Raw genomic sequence first — 16,466 nt, 5'->3', positions numbered from 1 at the left:
GAGGGTGCGCGCGTGCCTGGCACTCGCGCACCCTCGCATCACGCACCGATCACGGGCGCTTCGCGACGAGTTCGATCTCCACCAGGGCGCCAAGCGGCAGGCCGGCCACGGCGACCGTGGTGCGCGCCGGGAAGGGACGCGCGAAGCGGGTGAGATAGGCCGCGTTCATCTGCGGGAAGTTGGCCATGTCGGTGAGATAGACGTTGCACTTGATCACGTCGTCCATCGTGAGCCCCGCATCCTCCACGACCGCCTGCAGGTTGTCGAAGGCGCGATGCGTCTGCGCCTCCACGTCACCCTCGATGAGCTTCCCCACCGCAGGATCGATCGGCGTCTGGCCGGAGCAATAGAGCAGGTCGCCCGCCCAGACGGCGTGCGAGTAGGGGCCGATGGCGGCGGGGCCGCGCGAGCTTTCGACGTGGTGACGGGGCATGGCGTGCGTGCGATGAAGGGATGGGGAGTGGGGCGGTGACGTCGGGTGGTGCTCGGCCAACGTTTGCTGCTGACGGTTACGGCGTCTTGGCGGCACCGGGCGGCGGCGCCGGCGTGGCGGCGCCCGGGACAGTTGCCGCGGCCACGGAGTCGGCACGCGCGCGACGTTCGCGCGCCGCGATGACCTTGCTCAACCGCTCGCGCGGCAACGTCCACTGCGGGGCGGTCCAGCCGCTACGCTCGATGGGCGACGGAGTGCCGCGCGCAGTGCGCAGCGCTCCGACAAACTCGGCATAGCGCGACCCCGGGTTCCACAGCGCCCAGCTCTTGGCCCCGGCATCGTAGACGCCCTGGATCTGCTGGCGCAGCTCGGCCGGGCCGTAGCTCGCCCCGCGAATGCTCATCGCCTCCAGCCACGGCATCACCTCGCCCACGGCGACCTTGGCGGAGTCGCGCACGAAGCGCGTGCGCTCCATCGCGTCGGCCGTCGCCAGGCGCACGATCTCGTACGGCTTGGCGATGGGACGCGGAAAGCCGTAGAGCCCCGCCGAGTAGTGCGACGGATAGACCATCGGGAGGACGACGTCGGCGGTGGAGATGACCGTCTCCCAGTGCTGCCCGATGTCGACATCTCCCTCGAGGTGCGTGACGAGCCCGAAGACGTCGGCGGTGACAGGTACCTGGAAGTCGCGCAGCTTCTCCTTGGAGTAGCGAATGAAGTTGCGGATGTTCTCGGCGCGAGAGACGCCGTTGCTTCCCGGATAGTGCATCACCGTGCGCATGCGCGCCGTGACATCGGGAAAGCGCACGTAGTCCCATTGCAGCTCCGAGAAGCCCATGTCGAGCGCCTCGCGGGCGATGGCCACGTTGTAGTCCCACACGCGACGATCGTACGGATTGACCCACGCCCCGCCCTTGTTGTCGCGCCAGACGCTCCCGTTCACGTGACGGATCGCCAGTTCCGGCTTCCGCTCGGCGAGTTGGCGGTCCTTGAACACGACGATGCGGGCGATGGAGTAGATCCCGTGCGCCTGCAGCGTGTCGACGAGCGCGGGGAGCCACGTGGTGGCGGGGCGCTGGTCGGCGCCGATCTCCTTCGCCAGCGGGATCGAAGTGCTGTCGTAGGCGAGAAAGGTGTCCGACTCCTTCACGTCGATGACGAAGGCGTTGACCTCGGTGGAATCGGCGATGGCGATGAGCGCCTCCATGCGGCTGCGCGAACCGGCGGCCCACGCATTCACGTAGAGCGCACGCACCGAGTCGGGGCGCGGGACGCGATGGCCGAACTTCGCCCGCCATGCCGCCACGCTGTCAGCCGCGCGGTCGACAGGCGGGCGGGCGCGCGCCGCGTTAGGCGCTGCCTGCGCGCCTGCGTCCTTGCGTCCCTCGCCTCCGCAGGCGGCGACGGTGAGCAGGAGCGCGACCGCCGCGAGGACGGCTGACGCGCCGGTCCGCGTGCTCGTGCGAGTGCTCGTCCACGTGCAAATGCTCGTGCCCGTGCGCCGGTTCGCGTGCGTCACTTGGCGGCGGTGATGACGATGTTGCGGTACTCCACCGGCCCGTGGTCGCCCTGCAGGAAGATCGGTCCCGGCTTCCCCTCGTCGCTGTCGAGCGCCCCGCCGGTGATCCCCGGGATCACCTGGTCGGCGATGATCGTCTTCCCGTTGAGCACGATCGTCACGCGGCGTCCGATGAGCGTGATGTCGTACGACTGCCACTTGTCGGGGCCGAGCGAGGCCAGCTCGTTAGGGATGAGGTGGCCGTACACGGCGCCGAGTCCGTCGATCTTCGCCTCGTTCCCCTGCGTGTCTTCGACCTGCACCTCGTAACGCCCGCGCAGGTAGACGCCGCTGTTGCTCCCCGTGGGGAAGCGGAACTCGAGGTGGAGCTTGAAGTCGGTGAACTGCCGCTCGGTGACCAGGTCGGTGCCCGCCGCCTTGTTGCGCAGGACGCCGTTTGCGACGTCCCACTGGTTGGTCCCTTCGCCGAGCGCCTTCCACCCGGTCAGGTCGCGCCCGTTGAAGAGCGTGGTGGGCAGCTCCCACGCCGGCGGTGCCGTGCGCACGAGCGACGGTGCGCGTGCGCCGCGGAACGCCTGCTTCTGGCCGTTGGCGTAGCTGATCGTCCCGCTGATCGAGTCGCCCTTGAGTCGCCCGACGACCGTGTTCTCGCCTTCGGCGTCGTTCCACTGCGGCGGCAGGGAGAACTTGAAGTCGCCCTCCTTGTAGTCGATGCGCGCGACGGGGCGCGCGCTTCCGACCATGTTCACGAAGGCCCCCACCAGCATGCTGCGCCCCGAGTGGCGCACCTCGAGCCACGCCGCCTTGTGTCGCCCCGGGGTCTCCATCACCAGGTCCCAGCGCCCAATGAGTGGTGCCTGCGACTGCAGCACGGCGGAAGGAATCGGGGCGAGCGCGACGTGCAGGTGCGCCGCGGCGACGAGGGCGAAGAGCATGGGCATGCGAGTCGAGGAAAGGGGATGCGCGAGTTGGAGAATGATACCCCGGATTCGCTAGCGGCGCGCCGAGTCGCTGGGGCGCGGTTCGGGGCTCGTGCGTGGCGTGCGCTCGAGTCGCTGCACGTCGGCGGCCACCCCTGCGAGTAGCGCATCGAGCGCCGCACGGTCGCGCACCCCGCCGCGCAACACCACGGCATGGATGGCCTGGGTGGCGGCGATGTCGTCGAGCCGGTTCCGGTCGAGGATGACGAGGTCGGCGGCGTTCCCGATGCGAACGGTGCCGTGGCGTCCGTCGCGCCCCAGGAAACGAGCGCCGTTGATGGTAGCGGCTCGCAAGGCCTCGAGCGGGGAGAGGCCGGCCTTCACCATCAGCGCCAGTTCGTGGTGCAGCCCCAGGCCGGGGTAGTCGAACGAGTTGAGAAAGCCGGCGTCGGTCCCTGCGAGGATGAGGACCCCGGCACGCTGCAGCAGCGGGAGCTTGGCACTCGTGAAGTCGTACAGCGCGTGCCGCCGAGCGACGGCGGCGGCGTCGGCCGTCGCCGCCCGTTCGACACGCCATGTGTAGGTCGTGCGCAGCCCGGGGCCGATGTAGCGGAGGTACGGGTCCTTCGCATGGTCGTCCTGGTCGAGCCAGGCGAGGATACGGCTGATGTTGAGCGTCGGGGTGATCGCCGTCCCGCGCTCGGCCATGAGGCGATACGTCGCGGTGGCGGTCGCCTCGTCGAACGTCTTCATGACGTCGCCGCCGGCGGCCACTCCCGGGCGTTCGGTCCCGGCACGAATGGCGTACGAGAGGTGCTCGATGGAACGCAGCCCCGAGTCGACCGCTTCACGCACGGGGACCGAGACCGGGATGTGGGCCGAGCTGCGGATGCCGCGCCGGCGCAGCTCGCCTAACGCATAGCGGAACAGGTCGGGGGCGAGCGTGTTGTCGGTGAGCTTCACGAAGTCGACGCGCATGGCCTGCAGCTGCGCGATCCCTGCGTCCACCTCCTCCCGTGTCCCCACCTCGAGGTCCCCGGGCCAGATCGAGTTCTTCCCCTCGAGCTTGGGCCCCGAGGTGAAGATCGTGGGGCCGTCGAGCGCGCCGCGTGCCACCGAGTCGCGCCAGGCCAGCACCGATGGCGAGAGGTCGCCCGCCGCATCACGCACGGCGACGATGCCGTGCGCGAGGAAGAGCGGAAGGAGGAGCCGGTTCTCGGCGATGAGGCTATCGCCACCGCCAAAGTGGACGTGCATGTCCCAGAGCGCGGGAATGACGTAGCGTCCGCCGGCGTCCAGGGTGCGCGTGGCGCGCAGGCGCCTCGCGCCGGCATCCGTGGTAATCGCGATGATCGTGTCGCCGCGGATAGCGATCGCGCGATCGCGTGCGATGCGCCCGGTCTCGACGTCGACGACGTGCGCGTGCCTGACGAGCAGGTCGGCGGAACGCACGGATTGCGCGGAACGCGCCGACTGCGCGGTGGCGGGCGGGGCGCCGACGTGCGCGAGCACGACCGCGAACGACAGCGTCAGGGCGGGGATGGCGCGCATGCGGGGATGAGGGGCGCGAGGGAGAGCAGCGGATGAACGGGACGAGTCTACCGCATGTCCCCTCGCCCCTCTACCGGCGCTCGTGCGCGCTCACGACCTCCCGCTGGTCACGCGTGCACCTCGGTGCAAAGGAGCGCGCTGGCGATGGCTCCTCGAGACGCCCTCGCCAGCGCTCGCGTGCGTCGATCGGTCTGTAATGGCCAACAGGTGCTACGAGCGGATGCTGCCGCTCGCGTTTACGAGCCGCGCCGTCCCGACTTGGCGGACGTCGCTTGCGGCTTCACGCCGGCGGTACGCGGGGGAAGCGGGGGCTTCCCCTTGGTCTTGCCCCCGCCTGCAGCCGGCCCCCCCTTGGGGTGCGCGGCAAAGTCGGGGATGTGGCGCTTCTTCATCGAGGTCTCCTCGCGCGAAGTGGTGGAGGGTGACTCGTCAGGCACCTGAAGTGTAGCCACGGAGCGCCCCGTGCGCACGATGCGGTGCGTTCGGGGCGCTCCCCGCCGTTGAGGCGCCGGTCACCCCCCAATCGCCCCCGTGTGTCCATCGGGGGTGTAGACCTCGACCGAGAGCGAGAAGGTGCGCTCGTTCCCCGGCGACAGCGCCCCGACCCCCATCACCTGGCGCGCGACCTCCTCGCCGCGTTCGTTGCGAATGGTGAGGAGGACCGAGTACTCCCACGCTTCGCCGCCGAGGGTGTGTCGCAGCGTCCCTTCCACGCGAAGGGGGGTAACGGTGCGCTGGGCGCGGGCAGCGGCACCGGAGTCGAAACGGAGATGGTGCTGGCACTTGGGACACCGCACGGCGCTCTCGAGGATCGTCGTGCGGCAGTGCGGGCAGCTCCGCGCCGCCCCCGGGACGCTCTCGCGCACCGGGCTCATGGCGCGGCGCCGTTCTCCCGGACGATGGCGATGGGCGATGTGGGGGCCTCGCTCCAGCCGAACTCCACGCGCCCGCGCATGCGCGACCCCGCGGCCACCGTGAGTGAATCGGCCTTGAGGTCGCCCACCAGGACGCCGGAGGCAAGCAGCTCCACGCGCGCGGCGTCGAGCACGTTCCCCTCGAGTTCCCCGGCGATCGTCACCGAGTTGGCGCGCACGCCGCCGCTCAGTTTCGCCCCCGACTCGATCGTGAGATTCCCCTCGACCGTGACGTCGCCCTTGAAGCGCCCTGCGATGCGGATGTGCCCGCTGCCGTCGATCTTCCCCTCGATCGTGAGGTCGGCGCCGATCACCGATTCGGTCGCGTCGCGTGGCGACGTGCGCCGCTGGGCTTCGCGCGCATACGCCAGGTCACCCGGCGCATCGATATCCTTGCGTGGGGCCGGCTCCGTTGCGACGCCGGCACCCTCTTTCCGAGGGGGCGTCTGTTCCTTCCAGAGTGCCACGGACACATCTCCTGTTGAGGTCCCGGACGATTGCGTCCGAGGTACCCTCCTGCGCTGTCTCCTGCGTCACCAACAGCGCAAACACTCGTCAGGCAGGCTCGACGGCGTGATGGCACTCGTCAGGCAGACTCGTCCGCCATCTCGTCACGGCGGCTCCCCTGGCGGCGACGTCGCGACAACCAAACTCGGCCGTGCAGATGCTCGTCAGGCACGCGCATCAGCGCGGGCGGCGCGTCGGCGACCGCGGGCCGGGAGCGGTCGGGTCAGTCGTCCTGCGCCGCCTCGCGCGCGCGCCGCTCGGTCGCTTCGTCCAGGATCGCCCGCAGCTCGGCCAGCAGCGGGTGCCCCTCGGCGTACCGGCGCCCATAGTCCAGGTTGAAGCGATAGTCGAAGTCGCGCGGGTTCTTCCCCTGCGTGTGCTGCAGGATCGTCTCCAGCTTGTCGAGCCCCTTGGCCAGCCGAGCCTCCGGCGTCACACCCGCCTCGTACTCGTCCCACAGCGCCACGATCTCCTCGCGCGGCACTGCCGGCAGCGCGGCGACGAGGGTCAGCAGGTCGCGCCGCTCGTCGGACGTCTTCTTCCTCGCCCCCCCCCCCCCCCCCCCGGCCCCGGGGCCCCCCCCCCCCCCGCCCCCCCGGGGGGCCCGCGGCAGGGGGGAGCAAGCCCCCCGCGGACGCCCCCCCGGGGGGGCGGGGCCCCCCCCCCCCGCCCCCAGGGGGGGCCGGCCGGGTGCGCCCCGCCCCCTCGCGCTCGCCGGCAGAGGTCCAGCCGCTGCGCACGACGGTCTTGAGTGATTCGGCCGCGCGCAGGAAGTCGAGCACCTGCAGGAGTTCGTCGTGCGTCATCGGCGAGGGACGTGAGGGCCGCGACTCGCTCCACGCGCGCCGCCGGTCACGGGACGGCGGACGCCGCGCCGCGTCGTCGGTACAGGTCGACGTTCCCGAACGATGTCTCGAGGACGAAGTGCTGCGCCAGGAAGTCGCGGAACTCCGGAAAGTCGGCCAGCGTCTTCTCCTTGCCGGAGAAGAGCAGCCCGACGACGACGTACGCCGGAGGGTCGGCGAGGGCGGCGAGATAGGCGCGACGGTAGCGCTCGCGAAAAACGGCCGTCGACCGATGCCCAACCAGCGGCAGCGCATAGCTGAACGGCGTCGCGTTCGTGCGCTGGGAGAGATAGAGCACCGGCGCATCGTACCCGAAGATCGCCACCCGATCGCTCGCCGATGTGTGGGCCTCGATGTACTCGGCCGCGGCCATCTGGTCGGCGGCAACGTAGCTCCGGTCGTCGAGCCCGAAGCGCGCATAGTACTGCGCTCGTGAATCGACCCGTGTTGCCAGACGGGCGGCGTTCACCACGTCGCCTAACGGCTGGCGCGCAAGCGGGAGCAGGATCCCCAGCACCGCCACGGCGCCCACGGCCGTGCGCCACGCGGCGCTGCTGGTGTCGGGGCGATCGCGCCCGGCGGTCAGTCCGGCCCCGACGATCGCATCGATCCCGTAGGCGAGGAGGAGTCCTGCCGACGGGAAGATCACCGCCCAGTGGTACACGAAGAACTTCCCCTGGCTCACGACCAGGGCGACCGCTCCCAGGAACCAGCCGATGACGAGCACCGCCCGTCGGCGATCGCGTCGCAATGCGCTCGCCGTGCCGATCAGCATCACCCCCAACGCGAGGGCGCGCGGCAGCGGGAGGAAGTACTGCACGACTCCCATCACCCGCTGGCGCAGCGAGAAGTCGGTCACGCCGGAGTAGCTGCTCGCGTTGTAGCGGACGTAGACATCGATCATCTCGTCGAGCGCCCCCCGTGCGGCGAACCACCCCAGCATCGCGGCGACTGGCAGTGCCGTGGCCACGCCAACGATGACGAGCGACGTGAAGCGCTCGCGCATGTTCGGGCCGTCGGCCTGCACGACGACGAGGAACGGAATGAGGAGGAAGACGACGTACAGGGGCTTCATCAGCATCGCGACGCCGACCACGGCGCCGGCGACAGCGAGGGCGCGTCGTTCGGGGGCCTTGGCCAGGAGTGGCGCGAAGGCGACGGCAAGTCCGAGCGACACCGCGCCGTCGGGTTGGGCGGTGTAGAAGTAGCCGAGCGACGCGTGGGCCAGCACGAGGCCGATCGCGATCCACGGGCCAGCGGATACGCGGGTGAGCCTTCCGCCGACGCGCGCCAGCGACAGCGCGGCCCACAGCAGCAGGGCGAGGTCGAGGACGCGAATGCCCCACTGCGCCCGTCCAGACAGCAACTGCGCCGTCGCAAACCAGACGTGGGCGACCGGCCCCTTGATGTCCCACGCCTCGCGGTAGGGCATGCCGCCGTGCAGCATGGCGTCGCCGACGCTGGCCATGATCCCCTGGTCCCAGCCGAAGGGATACGTCAGGGACGTCGCCCCCCACGCGGCGCACAGCACGAGCAGCACCGTGCGCACCATACGCGCCCCTGCGGCCGCCGGCCGCAGTGTGGCGGGGCCGGTCATCGCTTGCCGCTCGGCGCCGCGACCGAGGGGGCCAGGCGATCCTTGAGGGCAAGGAACGGCAGTTCGAACCAGCGATAGCTGATCCACGCCACGAGCAACGTGAATCCGGTCATGAGCGCGATCCACACGAACTCGGCCGGGAGTTGCGAGCCGAGCACCGGCGGCAGCTTGCGGAAGTACTCCTTCACGGGATCCACGGCCAGCTGCAATAGCAGGTGATAGACGTACGCGCCGTAACTCACCTTGCCGACCCACCGCAGCCACTGCCACTGCAACGGACGAAAGACCTTCCACGAACCGCGATCGAGGATCCCGGCGAGGATTGCCGCGAACAGCGCGGCGTTCAGGACGTAACCGATGCTGAGCACGACGAGGTCGTCCTCATGATACTGCCGGTTCCACGCGATGATCGTGATGATCCCGGCGAGCGCCGCGAAGGCGACCCGGCGCCACCAGCGCCTGAGCCAGGCGCTGCCCAGGGGATCGCGCGACAGCGACGCCACGCAGGCGCCCGCGGCGAGCGCGTCCATGCGCGCGGGCATGAGCGAATAGGCCGCCCAGCGACTCCCGCCAGATGCAATGATCCCGACCCGGATCCCCAACGCTGTCACGATCAGCACGACGCAGGCGCGGAGCAAGTTCGTTGGCGTGGCGAGGCGCACCAGGAGGGGCCAGACGAGGTAGAATTGCTCCTCCACCGAGAGCGACCACAGGTGCAACGTATTGAAGTAGCTCATCTCGCCGTGCGTGAGTACCTGGAACACGTTCACCGCATACAGCCAGTACCACCCCTGGTGCGGAACCAGCGCCACCAACTCGGCCGGCGGCGGCTGCAGCACTCGTGGTAGGACGAGGAAAAGCACCGCGAGCGTGAGGTAGTACACGGGGAACAGGCGCAACAACCGCCGGACGTAGAAGGTCCGGTAGTAGCGCGCCCCCTCCTTGGATTCCAGCAGGATCCCGGTGATCAGGAAACCGCTCAATACGAAGAAGAGGTCGACCCCCATCCAGCCGGCGCGAAAGACCGCATCGACGAAGGCGTCGATCGGGTTGCCCCACGTGCGGAACTTGAAGTGCACCAGGAAGACCATCATGATCGCCAGGCCGCGCACGCCGTCCAGGATGGGCGAATGCCCCAGGCGACCGCTGACCAGCGCCCCGTCTCGCGATGCCGTCATCGGGCCGCCGTATTGCCGCGGGACTGCGACTTCTGCCACGCGCGGAAGTACTCGCCGTGCCAGTTCTCGGGCCAGTCGGTCATCTGCCACTCCGCGCCCGCGACCGCGAAACCCTTCTCGATCCGCCCGGGGACTCGCAGCGTCAGGTTGGGCGCGGGGTTGGGAGTGCACGGCACAGGGGTGTCCCAGCACCGGAACTCCGGCACCTGCACCACCAGCCCGCTACGCGTGGTGTACGGCGTCACGTTAGGCATCGCCTGTCGGGGTTGGAACCACCGCCCAGACGGCGGTATGCGAACGTCGGCCCGCACCAGGACGGTGACGAGCCCCTCCTTGCGCCCCGCGCGCCACCAATCGAGCGTCGGGTTCACGAGGAGCGGTGAGGCGCCAAGACAGGCGCCGAAGAACACCAGGACTCCCGGGTGCCCCACCCGTGTTGCCAGAGACCGTCGGGAGAAGACCTGCCCCGCCAGCACCCCCACCACGCACCAGAAGAAGGCCATCGCGTACCGCGGGGCAGGGGCCATGATGAACCAGAGCACCATCGCGAACGTCAGCGGTAGCAGCAGCCACCAGGCCGCGCGTCCTTGGTTGTGCGCGGCGTCCCGCGTGTCGTTGCGTGCCCCTCCCCGCTGCCACCAGAGCAGCAGGACGAGTGCGACCACCAGGACCATCGGGATCACGACGTGATAGACGTCGTCGTCCACCTGGCTGAACCAGTTGGGAAACCACGCCGACATCCCCTGCCGCTCCCCCGACACGTACGCGAGGTTCCCCGTGCTGTGACGCGTGGAATGCTGGACGTAGTCGAACTCGGCGCGCGCGTGTTCCAGCGGCGCCTTCCAGTCGACGGAGGCTCCGAGCAGCGGCGTCGGGAAGAACGGATAGCCGCTGAGCAGGTAGCCGCGACCGGTCCACGCCGCGCCGTACACGAGCGCAATCGCCGTCGCCCACCGGAAGGTCTTCGCGGCGACGCGGGGGGTGGGACGCTGCAGCGTCCACCACAACGCCCCCGCCGTTACCACCGCCGCCACCGAAAAGACTGCCGCGTTCATCTTCAGCGCCACCGACGTGGCCGACAGCGCTACGATGCACACGACGTCGTACGCCTCCACCTCGGCTTCACGCCGCCCGCTCGTCAGCGCACGGTACCAGAGCGCCATGCACCCCATCCGCACCGCCGTCAGCGACAGGTCGGTCACGAAGCTCACGACCTCGTCGCGCATCGCCATGTCCAGGGCGACCGGCAGGAGGAAGAGCAGGAAGACGTCGGCCGCGCGACGCGGGCGCGTGTCGTCGGCCAGTCGCCCCAGCCCCACGATGCCCTGCGCGGCGAGCACCGCCAGCAGCAATCCGTTGGCGACGCGCCACCCCTGCCCGGCCCACGGCCCCGTCCCCACCATCGCATCGTACAGCAGGCTTGCATTGTTGAAGGCGAGCGGACCGAAGAGGTTGGCGATCCCCGGAATCGCGGGGTACGTCAACGCCCACTGCACCCCCTGCATGTGGTAGAGCGTGGTATCCCAGTTGGTCATGGCCCCGGTGGCGAGGTTCGCGATCCAGAGCGTCGACGCGACCACCCCCGCCAGCGTCCACCACCGTGACCGCCCCCCCGACGCCCCCCAGAGCGCCATCAGCGCCCGGCGGACGCTCCAGATGCCGACGATCCCGGTCCCGACGACCACGACGAGCGCCGCGGCGTTCACGGGGGCGACGAAGTTCCAGAGGAGCAGGAAGAGGATCACCGCCCCGAACCCCATCCAGAACGCCGCGAGCACGTCGTCCAGCGCCGGCGCGGCGGCGAGGAAGGCGCGGCGAATCAGGAGGCCGATGCCCATGAAGGCCGCGGCGAGCACCACGAAGCTCGTCGCGATGGCCAACGTCCCCGGGACCAGACGCAACACCGTCAGCACGAGGCAGTCCTCACGACCCCGCCGCGCGTCGGACCTGTGCTCGGGCTCCGTGGCTCCCCGATTGGCCGAGCGCCGGCCACGCCGCCTTCCACGCACCAGGAACGCGCTCGGCGCGGTGACCCGCCGCAGGCGGCACCGGCGCGCAATGACCGTCTCGCGCGCGTGCACAGCACGGCGCGAGACGCATGTGTAAGGCAGATCACAATCCCGGAGGGGGAGGGGGAGCGACGCTCGAGGCCGAGCGTGGCCATCCAAGCGTCGTCAACTTAACGGATCACGGCAAGCAGCTCACCGCAATCAAGAGGCCAAAAACGGCCTATTGCAAGCTCAGCTTTAATCCACGCTGCGCCGGCTCCCTCGCCACGCAGGAACCGGGTATGACCCGCGAGCCCTCGAGCCGCATGAGTCCCCGAGGCCTAGGACGCGCCGACGCGCGACGCGAGTACCGAAGGAACGCCGTCCCCTCGCCGCGATCGGGGCGCTCCCCCCGCACCGCGCGCCGCCTTCTCGCGCACGGTGCGCCGGGCAAGATCCGCCGAGGCTGTGGCCGCGATCCCTCAGTGGTTGCGCGGCCGACACACGGCGACCGCGCGTTCCCTGTCGCGCGCCACCGCCGCGTCCTTCTTCTCGACCACTTTCGCGATCGGTGTGCAAGTTCGGCTAGGGCGCGACGTCTCCCGGGCAGACCCACAACAGGACGTCACCATGCCCGCTCGAACTCGCCACGCCGACTTGCTCCGCGACAACGCCGCCGCCTCTGCCACCGGCAGCTGCATGAACGCGGTGCGCCACTCACTGACCCGTCGCCTGCAACGCGCGACCCTGCTGGCGGCGCTTCTCGCCGCCGCACCCTTCCCGGCCAGCGCTCAGGGACGGCTCCTCGGGGGCCCGTGTCCCCCACCCCCTCCGCCGCGCTGCCGCCCCGACGCCGACTGTGCCGTCCCCATCCAGGCGCCGTGCGGCCCGACGCTCGTCCGCCTCAGCAGCAACGTGAAGATCGCGCTCGCCGATCGTGTGCTGCGCTACGAGGTCACCGAGGTCTTCAAGAACACGAGCGGGCGCGTGGCCGAGGCCGACTATGTCTTCCCGCTCCCCGCGGGGGCGGCGTTCGAGGACCTCAAGCTGATGATCAACGGCGAACTCGTGAGCGGCGAGACGATGACGGCCGACCGCGCGCGTGGGATCTACGAGGAGATCGTCCGTCGCCAGCGTGACCCGGCCCTGGTGGAGTGGATGGGGAGCGGGATGCTGCGCACGCGCATCTTCCCGATCGCCCCCGGGGAGGAGAAGACGGTCGTGGTGCGCTACCAGAGCGTGGCCGAGCGCGAGGGGGACGCCCTGCGCATCGACTATCGCCGTGGTACCGATCCCAACGGGAGCGGTGCCGCCGCGCGCACCGGGCAGGGAGTCGCCCCGGCGCCCGTACCTAACGATACGCGCCGCGGTGAGGAGCAGGAATGGTCGACCGTGCGCTTCGTGTATCGCGCGGGCTCCAACTACGGAGAGCCGTACTCGCCCACGCACACGCTGCGCACGCGGGACGAGGGCGGGTTGCGACAGGTGGAGGCACGCGGGAGCGCCGGCGACCTCACGATCCTCCTCCCGCTGCGGCGCGCCAACGCCGCGGCGCTGAGCGTCCTGGCGCACGCGCCGGGCGGTGAGCGCGGCTTCGCCCTCATCACCATCACCCCGCCGTCCTCGGCGCGCCGCTCCGTGCCGCGCGACCTGACCTTCGTGGTCGACGTCTCCGGCTCGATGGCCGGGCGCAAGCTCGAGCAGGCCAAGGCCGCCGGGCGGGCGCTCCTCGAGACGCTGCGCCCCGAAGACCGCTTCCGCATCATCGACTTCTCCACCGACGTGCGCACCTTCCGCGAAGGCTGGACCGCGGCGACGAACGACCACGTCGACCAGGCACGCCGTTACCTGTCGTCGTTACGGGCCGAGGGGTCCACCAACATCTCCGGCGCCCTCGAAGAAGCCCTGCAGCAGCGCGCTGCGGGAGATCGCCTCCCGCTCGTCGTCTTCGTCACCGACGGCGAACCGACGGTGGGGGAGCGCAGTCCTGACGCCATCGCGGCCATGGCCTCGCGACGCCGCGGTGCGGCCCGGCTCTTCTCGGTTGGGGTCAGTGCCGACGTCAACGCGACCCTGATCGAGCAGCTGGCGGTGGAAGGGCATGGGACCGCGCACTTCGTCCGCGATAGCGAGTCGGTGGAGCGCGCGGTGGGGCTGCTGGCGCGCCGCCTGTCGACGCCGGTGCTGACCAACGTGCGGCTCAAGGCCGACGGCGTGCGCCTGTCGCAGGTGCTCCCCGCCGGGGAACTCGACGTCTTTGCCGGGCAGGACCTGGTGATCCTCGCGCGCTACGAGGGCGAAGGGAGCGCGACGTTGCGGCTGGAAGGGGAGTCGGTCGATGGCCCGGTGACCTGGTCCACCCGGGCGTCGTTCCCCGAGCGGTCGCGCGACAACCCGTTCGTGGCACGCTTGTGGGCCGCCCAGCGCGTGGGATGGCTCGCCGCCGAGAAGCGCAAGCGCGGCGGCACGGGCGAGATGGACGACGAGATCAAGTCGTTAGGTGAACGCTACGGCATCCCGACGGAGTTCTCGTCGTACCTGGTCGTGGAGCCCGGGATGACGGTCGCGACCCAGACGGGCGGCATCCGGCGCGACGTCTCGGCCCCCCAGCCGTCGACGCTCGGGAGCGCCGCTGGCGGGCGTGGCGCCGCCGACCAGGTGTCGGCCGCCCCGGCGTCGGCCCCCGCAGCGCCGATGCGCTCCAACGAGGTCCGGTTCGAGGCGGCACGAAAGGCGGCCGCCCAGCGTGAGACCAAGTCGGTGGCCGAGATGGACGACGCCGAAAAGGAGCGCTCCGCCACCCAGCGGCGCATCGGGATGCGGCTCTTCACCCTCGTCAACGGGGTATGGACGGATGCACGTTACACTCCCTCCATGCGGACGATTACCGTGAAGCCGTACTCGAGCGCCTATTTCGCCCTCGTGCAGCGCCTGGGCGAGCTGGCCGCCCCGTTTGCCCTGGGCGACCGGGTGGTCGTCGCCGGCCGCGGCGTTGCGGTGCGCCTTGCGCCTGACGGAAAGGACGTGCTGGAGCAGCTGGACGGGTCGAAGCTCGACGCCCTCGTACGGGACTGGTAGGAGATCGATGCACGACGACGAGCTGGAGCGCTTGTTCAAGCTCTACCACACGCCACTGGTGCGCTATCTCACCCGGCGTCTGGGCGATCGCGACTGGGCCGAGGAGGTCGCGCAGGAGACGTTCCTGCGCGCCCTCCGCCAGGACGCGCTCACCAGCGAACGCTCCTGGCTTTTCGCCGTCGCCACCAACCTCGTGCGAGACGAAGCCCGCAAGGACGACCGCCGACGCCGCCACCTGCAACTGCTCGCAGCCGAGGAACGGGAGCGGGTGGTGGAGTCGGAGGATGTGACGCAGGAACGCGCCCAGGAGCGCGCGCAGGAACAGGCCATGGCGCGGCGCGCCATCGACGCGCTCGCCGAGCGGGACCGCCTGGCGCTCCTGATGCGCGAGGAAGGATTGGACTACAACGAGATTGCGGAGGCCCTCGGCCTCTCGGTCGGATCGATCGGCACGACGCTGGCGCGCGCTCGGCGCCGCCTGGCGGAGACGTATGAGGCGCTGCAGGCTGATGCACAGCGGCGTGCTGGAGGGAGTCATGGAACACATTGACGAAGGGACGATCCACGCCTGGCTCGACGAGGCCTTGCCCCCCGACGAGGGTGCGCGCGTGGAACAGCACGTGCGCGCGTGCGCCGACTGCGCCGCCGCGGTTGCCGAGGCGCGCGGGCTCATCGCCGCGTCCTCGCGCATCCTCTCGGCGCTCGACGACGTGCCACGCGATGTCGTCCCGCGGCGAGTGGACGAGGTGCAAGCCGACCACGCGCCGTCCGTGCGTCCCGCCGTCAGGGACACGCCGGCCGCTCCGGTGGGGGCGGCGCCCGTGCGCCGGCGTCGTTCGTGGTGGCAGCGACCGCAGTTTGCCGCGGCCGCCGGCATCGCCTTCGTTGCGGTCGCACTGAGCGTGGTCTGGCAGCGATCGCCGCAGCGCACCGTCTCCGATTTCGCCGGGACGCGCGCGTCGGAGCCGGCGATGGCACCAGCGGCCGCGGCGCCGGAGGCGGCCTCCGCGCCGGTGGGCGGTGCCGCGCCTAACGCGGCGCCGAGTGCTGCCTTGGACGCCGTGCCCCCGCGCGACGCCGCGGTCACGCGTGAATCGAAGGAAACGGAAGTGAGCGCGGGCGTCGGGGCGGCCGAACAAGCGCGCCCAGGGGGGCGCGCCGATGGCCTGCGGGCCAAGGCGGCGCCGCAGAACGACGCGCTGGCCGACGCGAACCGAGCGCGGCGCGCCGGCGATGTGGCCGGCAACGTGGCCACCCCGCCCGCCGCCGCGCCACCGGCGCCCACGCAGGAAAGCGTCGAACGCACGGACATGGTGCGACGTGCCGCGGCGCCCCCGGCGGCCGCGCCGACCAGCTCCGCGACGGTCGCCACCAAGGCGGTAGCACCACCTCCCGCGGCGCGTGCGCTACCTGTCGTTGGAGGCGCGACGGCCCCGGTCGCTGACTCGGCGCCCGCCAAGCGGCAACTCGCCATCACCCCGGACGCCATCACGCGCTCGGAGAAGGCTCGTGTGCAGGGAGAGCGGGGAGTCCAGTCGCAGAGCGGGGTGGTGACCGGTGCTGCCGGGGCCAGGGCGAGCGAGGCGCGACGCGACCTCTCGACCGTCGAGGGGATCGTCGGCTGCTATCGACTGGACCGCCGTGGTCCCGCGCTCGACGCGGGCGTCGCCGAGGTGATCGCCCTGCTTCGCGAGGGGCAGGGAACGTTCGACGGCGACACCCTGCGCGTCGCGCGGCTCGTGGGCGTCGCCCCGTCGTCCACCACGGAGTGGCGATGGACGCTCTCCGCGAGGGGTGACGTGTCCCTGGTTCGCGTGCAGGGGGCCGCGTACGCGCGCTTTCCGTTGGCGCTGCGCGTGGCCGCGCAGACCGGGGAGACCTCGGTCGCAACGCGCGTCACCTGCCCGGCACGTTAGGCACCGGAGGGTGACGCGCG

The 16,466-nt window shown here is 70.7% G+C and carries 14 protein-coding genes; 3 read left to right on the top strand and 11 right to left on the bottom strand.

Going from position 1 to position 16,466, the window contains the following annotated elements:
• Positions 1 to 49: 49 nt before the first annotated feature.
• The 11 genes from IPN47_10900 to IPN47_10850 form a co-directional block, all read right to left on the bottom strand.
• Positions 50 to 433, bottom strand: a complete 384-nt coding sequence (locus tag IPN47_10900; protein MBK9408532.1) for a RidA family protein — start codon at positions 431 to 433, stop codon at positions 50 to 52.
• A gap of 76 nt (positions 434 to 509) precedes the next feature.
• On the bottom strand, positions 510 to 1,952 hold the full coding sequence (locus IPN47_10895) for a putative glycoside hydrolase (protein ID MBK9408531.1): 1,443 nt from the start codon (positions 1,950 to 1,952) through the stop codon (positions 510 to 512).
• On the bottom strand, positions 1,949 to 2,893 hold the full coding sequence (locus IPN47_10890; protein MBK9408530.1) for a DUF1080 domain-containing protein: 945 nt from the start codon (positions 2,891 to 2,893) through the stop codon (positions 1,949 to 1,951). The genes IPN47_10895 and IPN47_10890 overlap by 4 nt, the downstream gene beginning before the upstream one ends.
• Before the next feature lie 51 nt (positions 2,894 to 2,944).
• A complete protein-coding gene (locus IPN47_10885) occupies positions 2,945 to 4,423 on the bottom strand; it encodes an amidohydrolase family protein (GenBank protein MBK9408529.1) in 1,479 nt (492 codons plus the stop codon).
• Positions 4,424 to 4,659: 236 nt separating this feature from the next.
• Complete coding sequence (locus IPN47_10880) at positions 4,660 to 4,815, bottom strand: hypothetical protein (GenBank protein MBK9408528.1); 156 nt, start codon at positions 4,813 to 4,815, stop codon at positions 4,660 to 4,662.
• A 120-nt stretch (positions 4,816 to 4,935) separates the two neighbouring features.
• Entirely contained in the window at positions 4,936 to 5,298 is a 363-nt protein-coding gene (locus tag IPN47_10875) for a hypothetical protein (protein MBK9408527.1), read from the bottom strand.
• Positions 5,295 to 5,804 carry a polymer-forming cytoskeletal protein gene (locus IPN47_10870; GenBank protein MBK9408526.1) on the bottom strand — a complete coding sequence of 170 codons (510 nt, stop codon included), beginning with the start codon at positions 5,802 to 5,804 and terminating at the stop codon, positions 5,295 to 5,297. Before IPN47_10870 ends, IPN47_10875 begins: the two co-directional genes overlap by 4 nt.
• Before the next feature lie 263 nt (positions 5,805 to 6,067).
• Complete coding sequence (locus IPN47_10865; GenBank protein ID MBK9408525.1) at positions 6,068 to 6,565, bottom strand: HD domain-containing protein; 498 nt, start codon at positions 6,563 to 6,565, stop codon at positions 6,068 to 6,070.
• Positions 6,566 to 6,696: 131 nt separating this feature from the next.
• Positions 6,697 to 8,286, bottom strand: coding sequence for a hypothetical protein (locus IPN47_10860; protein MBK9408524.1), 1,590 nt, complete (start codon positions 8,284 to 8,286; stop codon positions 6,697 to 6,699).
• Positions 8,283 to 9,464 carry an acyltransferase gene (locus IPN47_10855; protein ID MBK9408523.1) on the bottom strand — a complete coding sequence of 394 codons (1,182 nt, stop codon included), beginning with the start codon at positions 9,462 to 9,464 and terminating at the stop codon, positions 8,283 to 8,285. The genes IPN47_10860 and IPN47_10855 overlap by 4 nt, the downstream gene beginning before the upstream one ends.
• A complete protein-coding gene (locus tag IPN47_10850) occupies positions 9,461 to 11,377 on the bottom strand; it encodes a hypothetical protein (GenBank protein MBK9408522.1) in 1,917 nt (638 codons plus the stop codon). The genes IPN47_10855 and IPN47_10850 overlap by 4 nt, the downstream gene beginning before the upstream one ends.
• Before the next feature lie 705 nt (positions 11,378 to 12,082).
• Between IPN47_10850 and IPN47_10845 the strand changes: the two genes are divergently transcribed.
• The 3 genes from IPN47_10845 to IPN47_10835 are packed head-to-tail and all read left to right on the top strand — an operon-like array spanning position 12,083 to position 16,446.
• Positions 12,083 to 14,530 carry a VWA domain-containing protein gene (locus IPN47_10845; GenBank protein MBK9408521.1) on the top strand — a complete coding sequence of 816 codons (2,448 nt, stop codon included), beginning with the start codon at positions 12,083 to 12,085 and terminating at the stop codon, positions 14,528 to 14,530.
• Positions 14,531 to 14,537: 7 nt separating this feature from the next.
• Positions 14,538 to 15,080: a sigma-70 family RNA polymerase sigma factor gene (locus IPN47_10840; GenBank protein MBK9408520.1), complete on the top strand. Its 543-nt coding sequence runs from the start codon at positions 14,538 to 14,540 to the stop codon at positions 15,078 to 15,080.
• Positions 15,067 to 16,446, top strand: a complete 1,380-nt coding sequence (locus tag IPN47_10835) for a zf-HC2 domain-containing protein (GenBank protein MBK9408519.1) — start codon at positions 15,067 to 15,069, stop codon at positions 16,444 to 16,446. The genes IPN47_10840 and IPN47_10835 overlap by 14 nt, the downstream gene beginning before the upstream one ends.
• Positions 16,447 to 16,466 lie beyond the last annotated feature (20 nt).

It is taken from the genome of Gemmatimonadota bacterium (assembly GCA_016719105.1).
Lineage (GTDB): Bacteria > Gemmatimonadota > Gemmatimonadetes > Gemmatimonadales > Gemmatimonadaceae > SCN-70-22.
The sequence above is the reverse complement of the archived record's forward strand: the minus strand, read 5'-3'. Positions and strand labels throughout refer to the sequence as shown.

Excerpts from the sequence above, each read along its gene's own strand:
- IPN47_10900 (MBK9408532.1), bottom strand. The coding sequence starts at position 433 with ATGCCCCGTCACCACGTCGAAAGCTCGCGCGGCCCCGCCGCCATCGGC.
- IPN47_10890 (MBK9408530.1), bottom strand. The coding sequence starts at position 2,893 with ATGCCCATGCTCTTCGCCCTCGTCGCCGCGGCGCACCTGCACGTCGCG.
- IPN47_10885 (MBK9408529.1), bottom strand. The coding sequence starts at position 4,423 with ATGCGCGCCATCCCCGCCCTGACGCTGTCGTTCGCGGTCGTGCTCGCG.
- IPN47_10880 (MBK9408528.1), bottom strand. The coding sequence starts at position 4,815 with ATGAAGAAGCGCCACATCCCCGACTTTGCCGCGCACCCCAAGGGGGGG.
- IPN47_10875 (MBK9408527.1), bottom strand. The coding sequence starts at position 5,298 with ATGAGCCCGGTGCGCGAGAGCGTCCCGGGGGCGGCGCGGAGCTGCCCG.
- IPN47_10860 (MBK9408524.1), bottom strand. The coding sequence starts at position 8,286 with ATGACCGGCCCCGCCACACTGCGGCCGGCGGCCGCAGGGGCGCGTATG.
- IPN47_10855 (MBK9408523.1), bottom strand. The coding sequence starts at position 9,464 with ATGACGGCATCGCGAGACGGGGCGCTGGTCAGCGGTCGCCTGGGGCAT.
- IPN47_10845 (MBK9408521.1), top strand. The coding sequence starts at position 12,083 with ATGCCCGCTCGAACTCGCCACGCCGACTTGCTCCGCGACAACGCCGCC.
- IPN47_10840 (MBK9408520.1), top strand. The coding sequence starts at position 14,538 with ATGCACGACGACGAGCTGGAGCGCTTGTTCAAGCTCTACCACACGCCA.
- IPN47_10835 (MBK9408519.1), top strand. The coding sequence starts at position 15,067 with ATGGAACACATTGACGAAGGGACGATCCACGCCTGGCTCGACGAGGCC.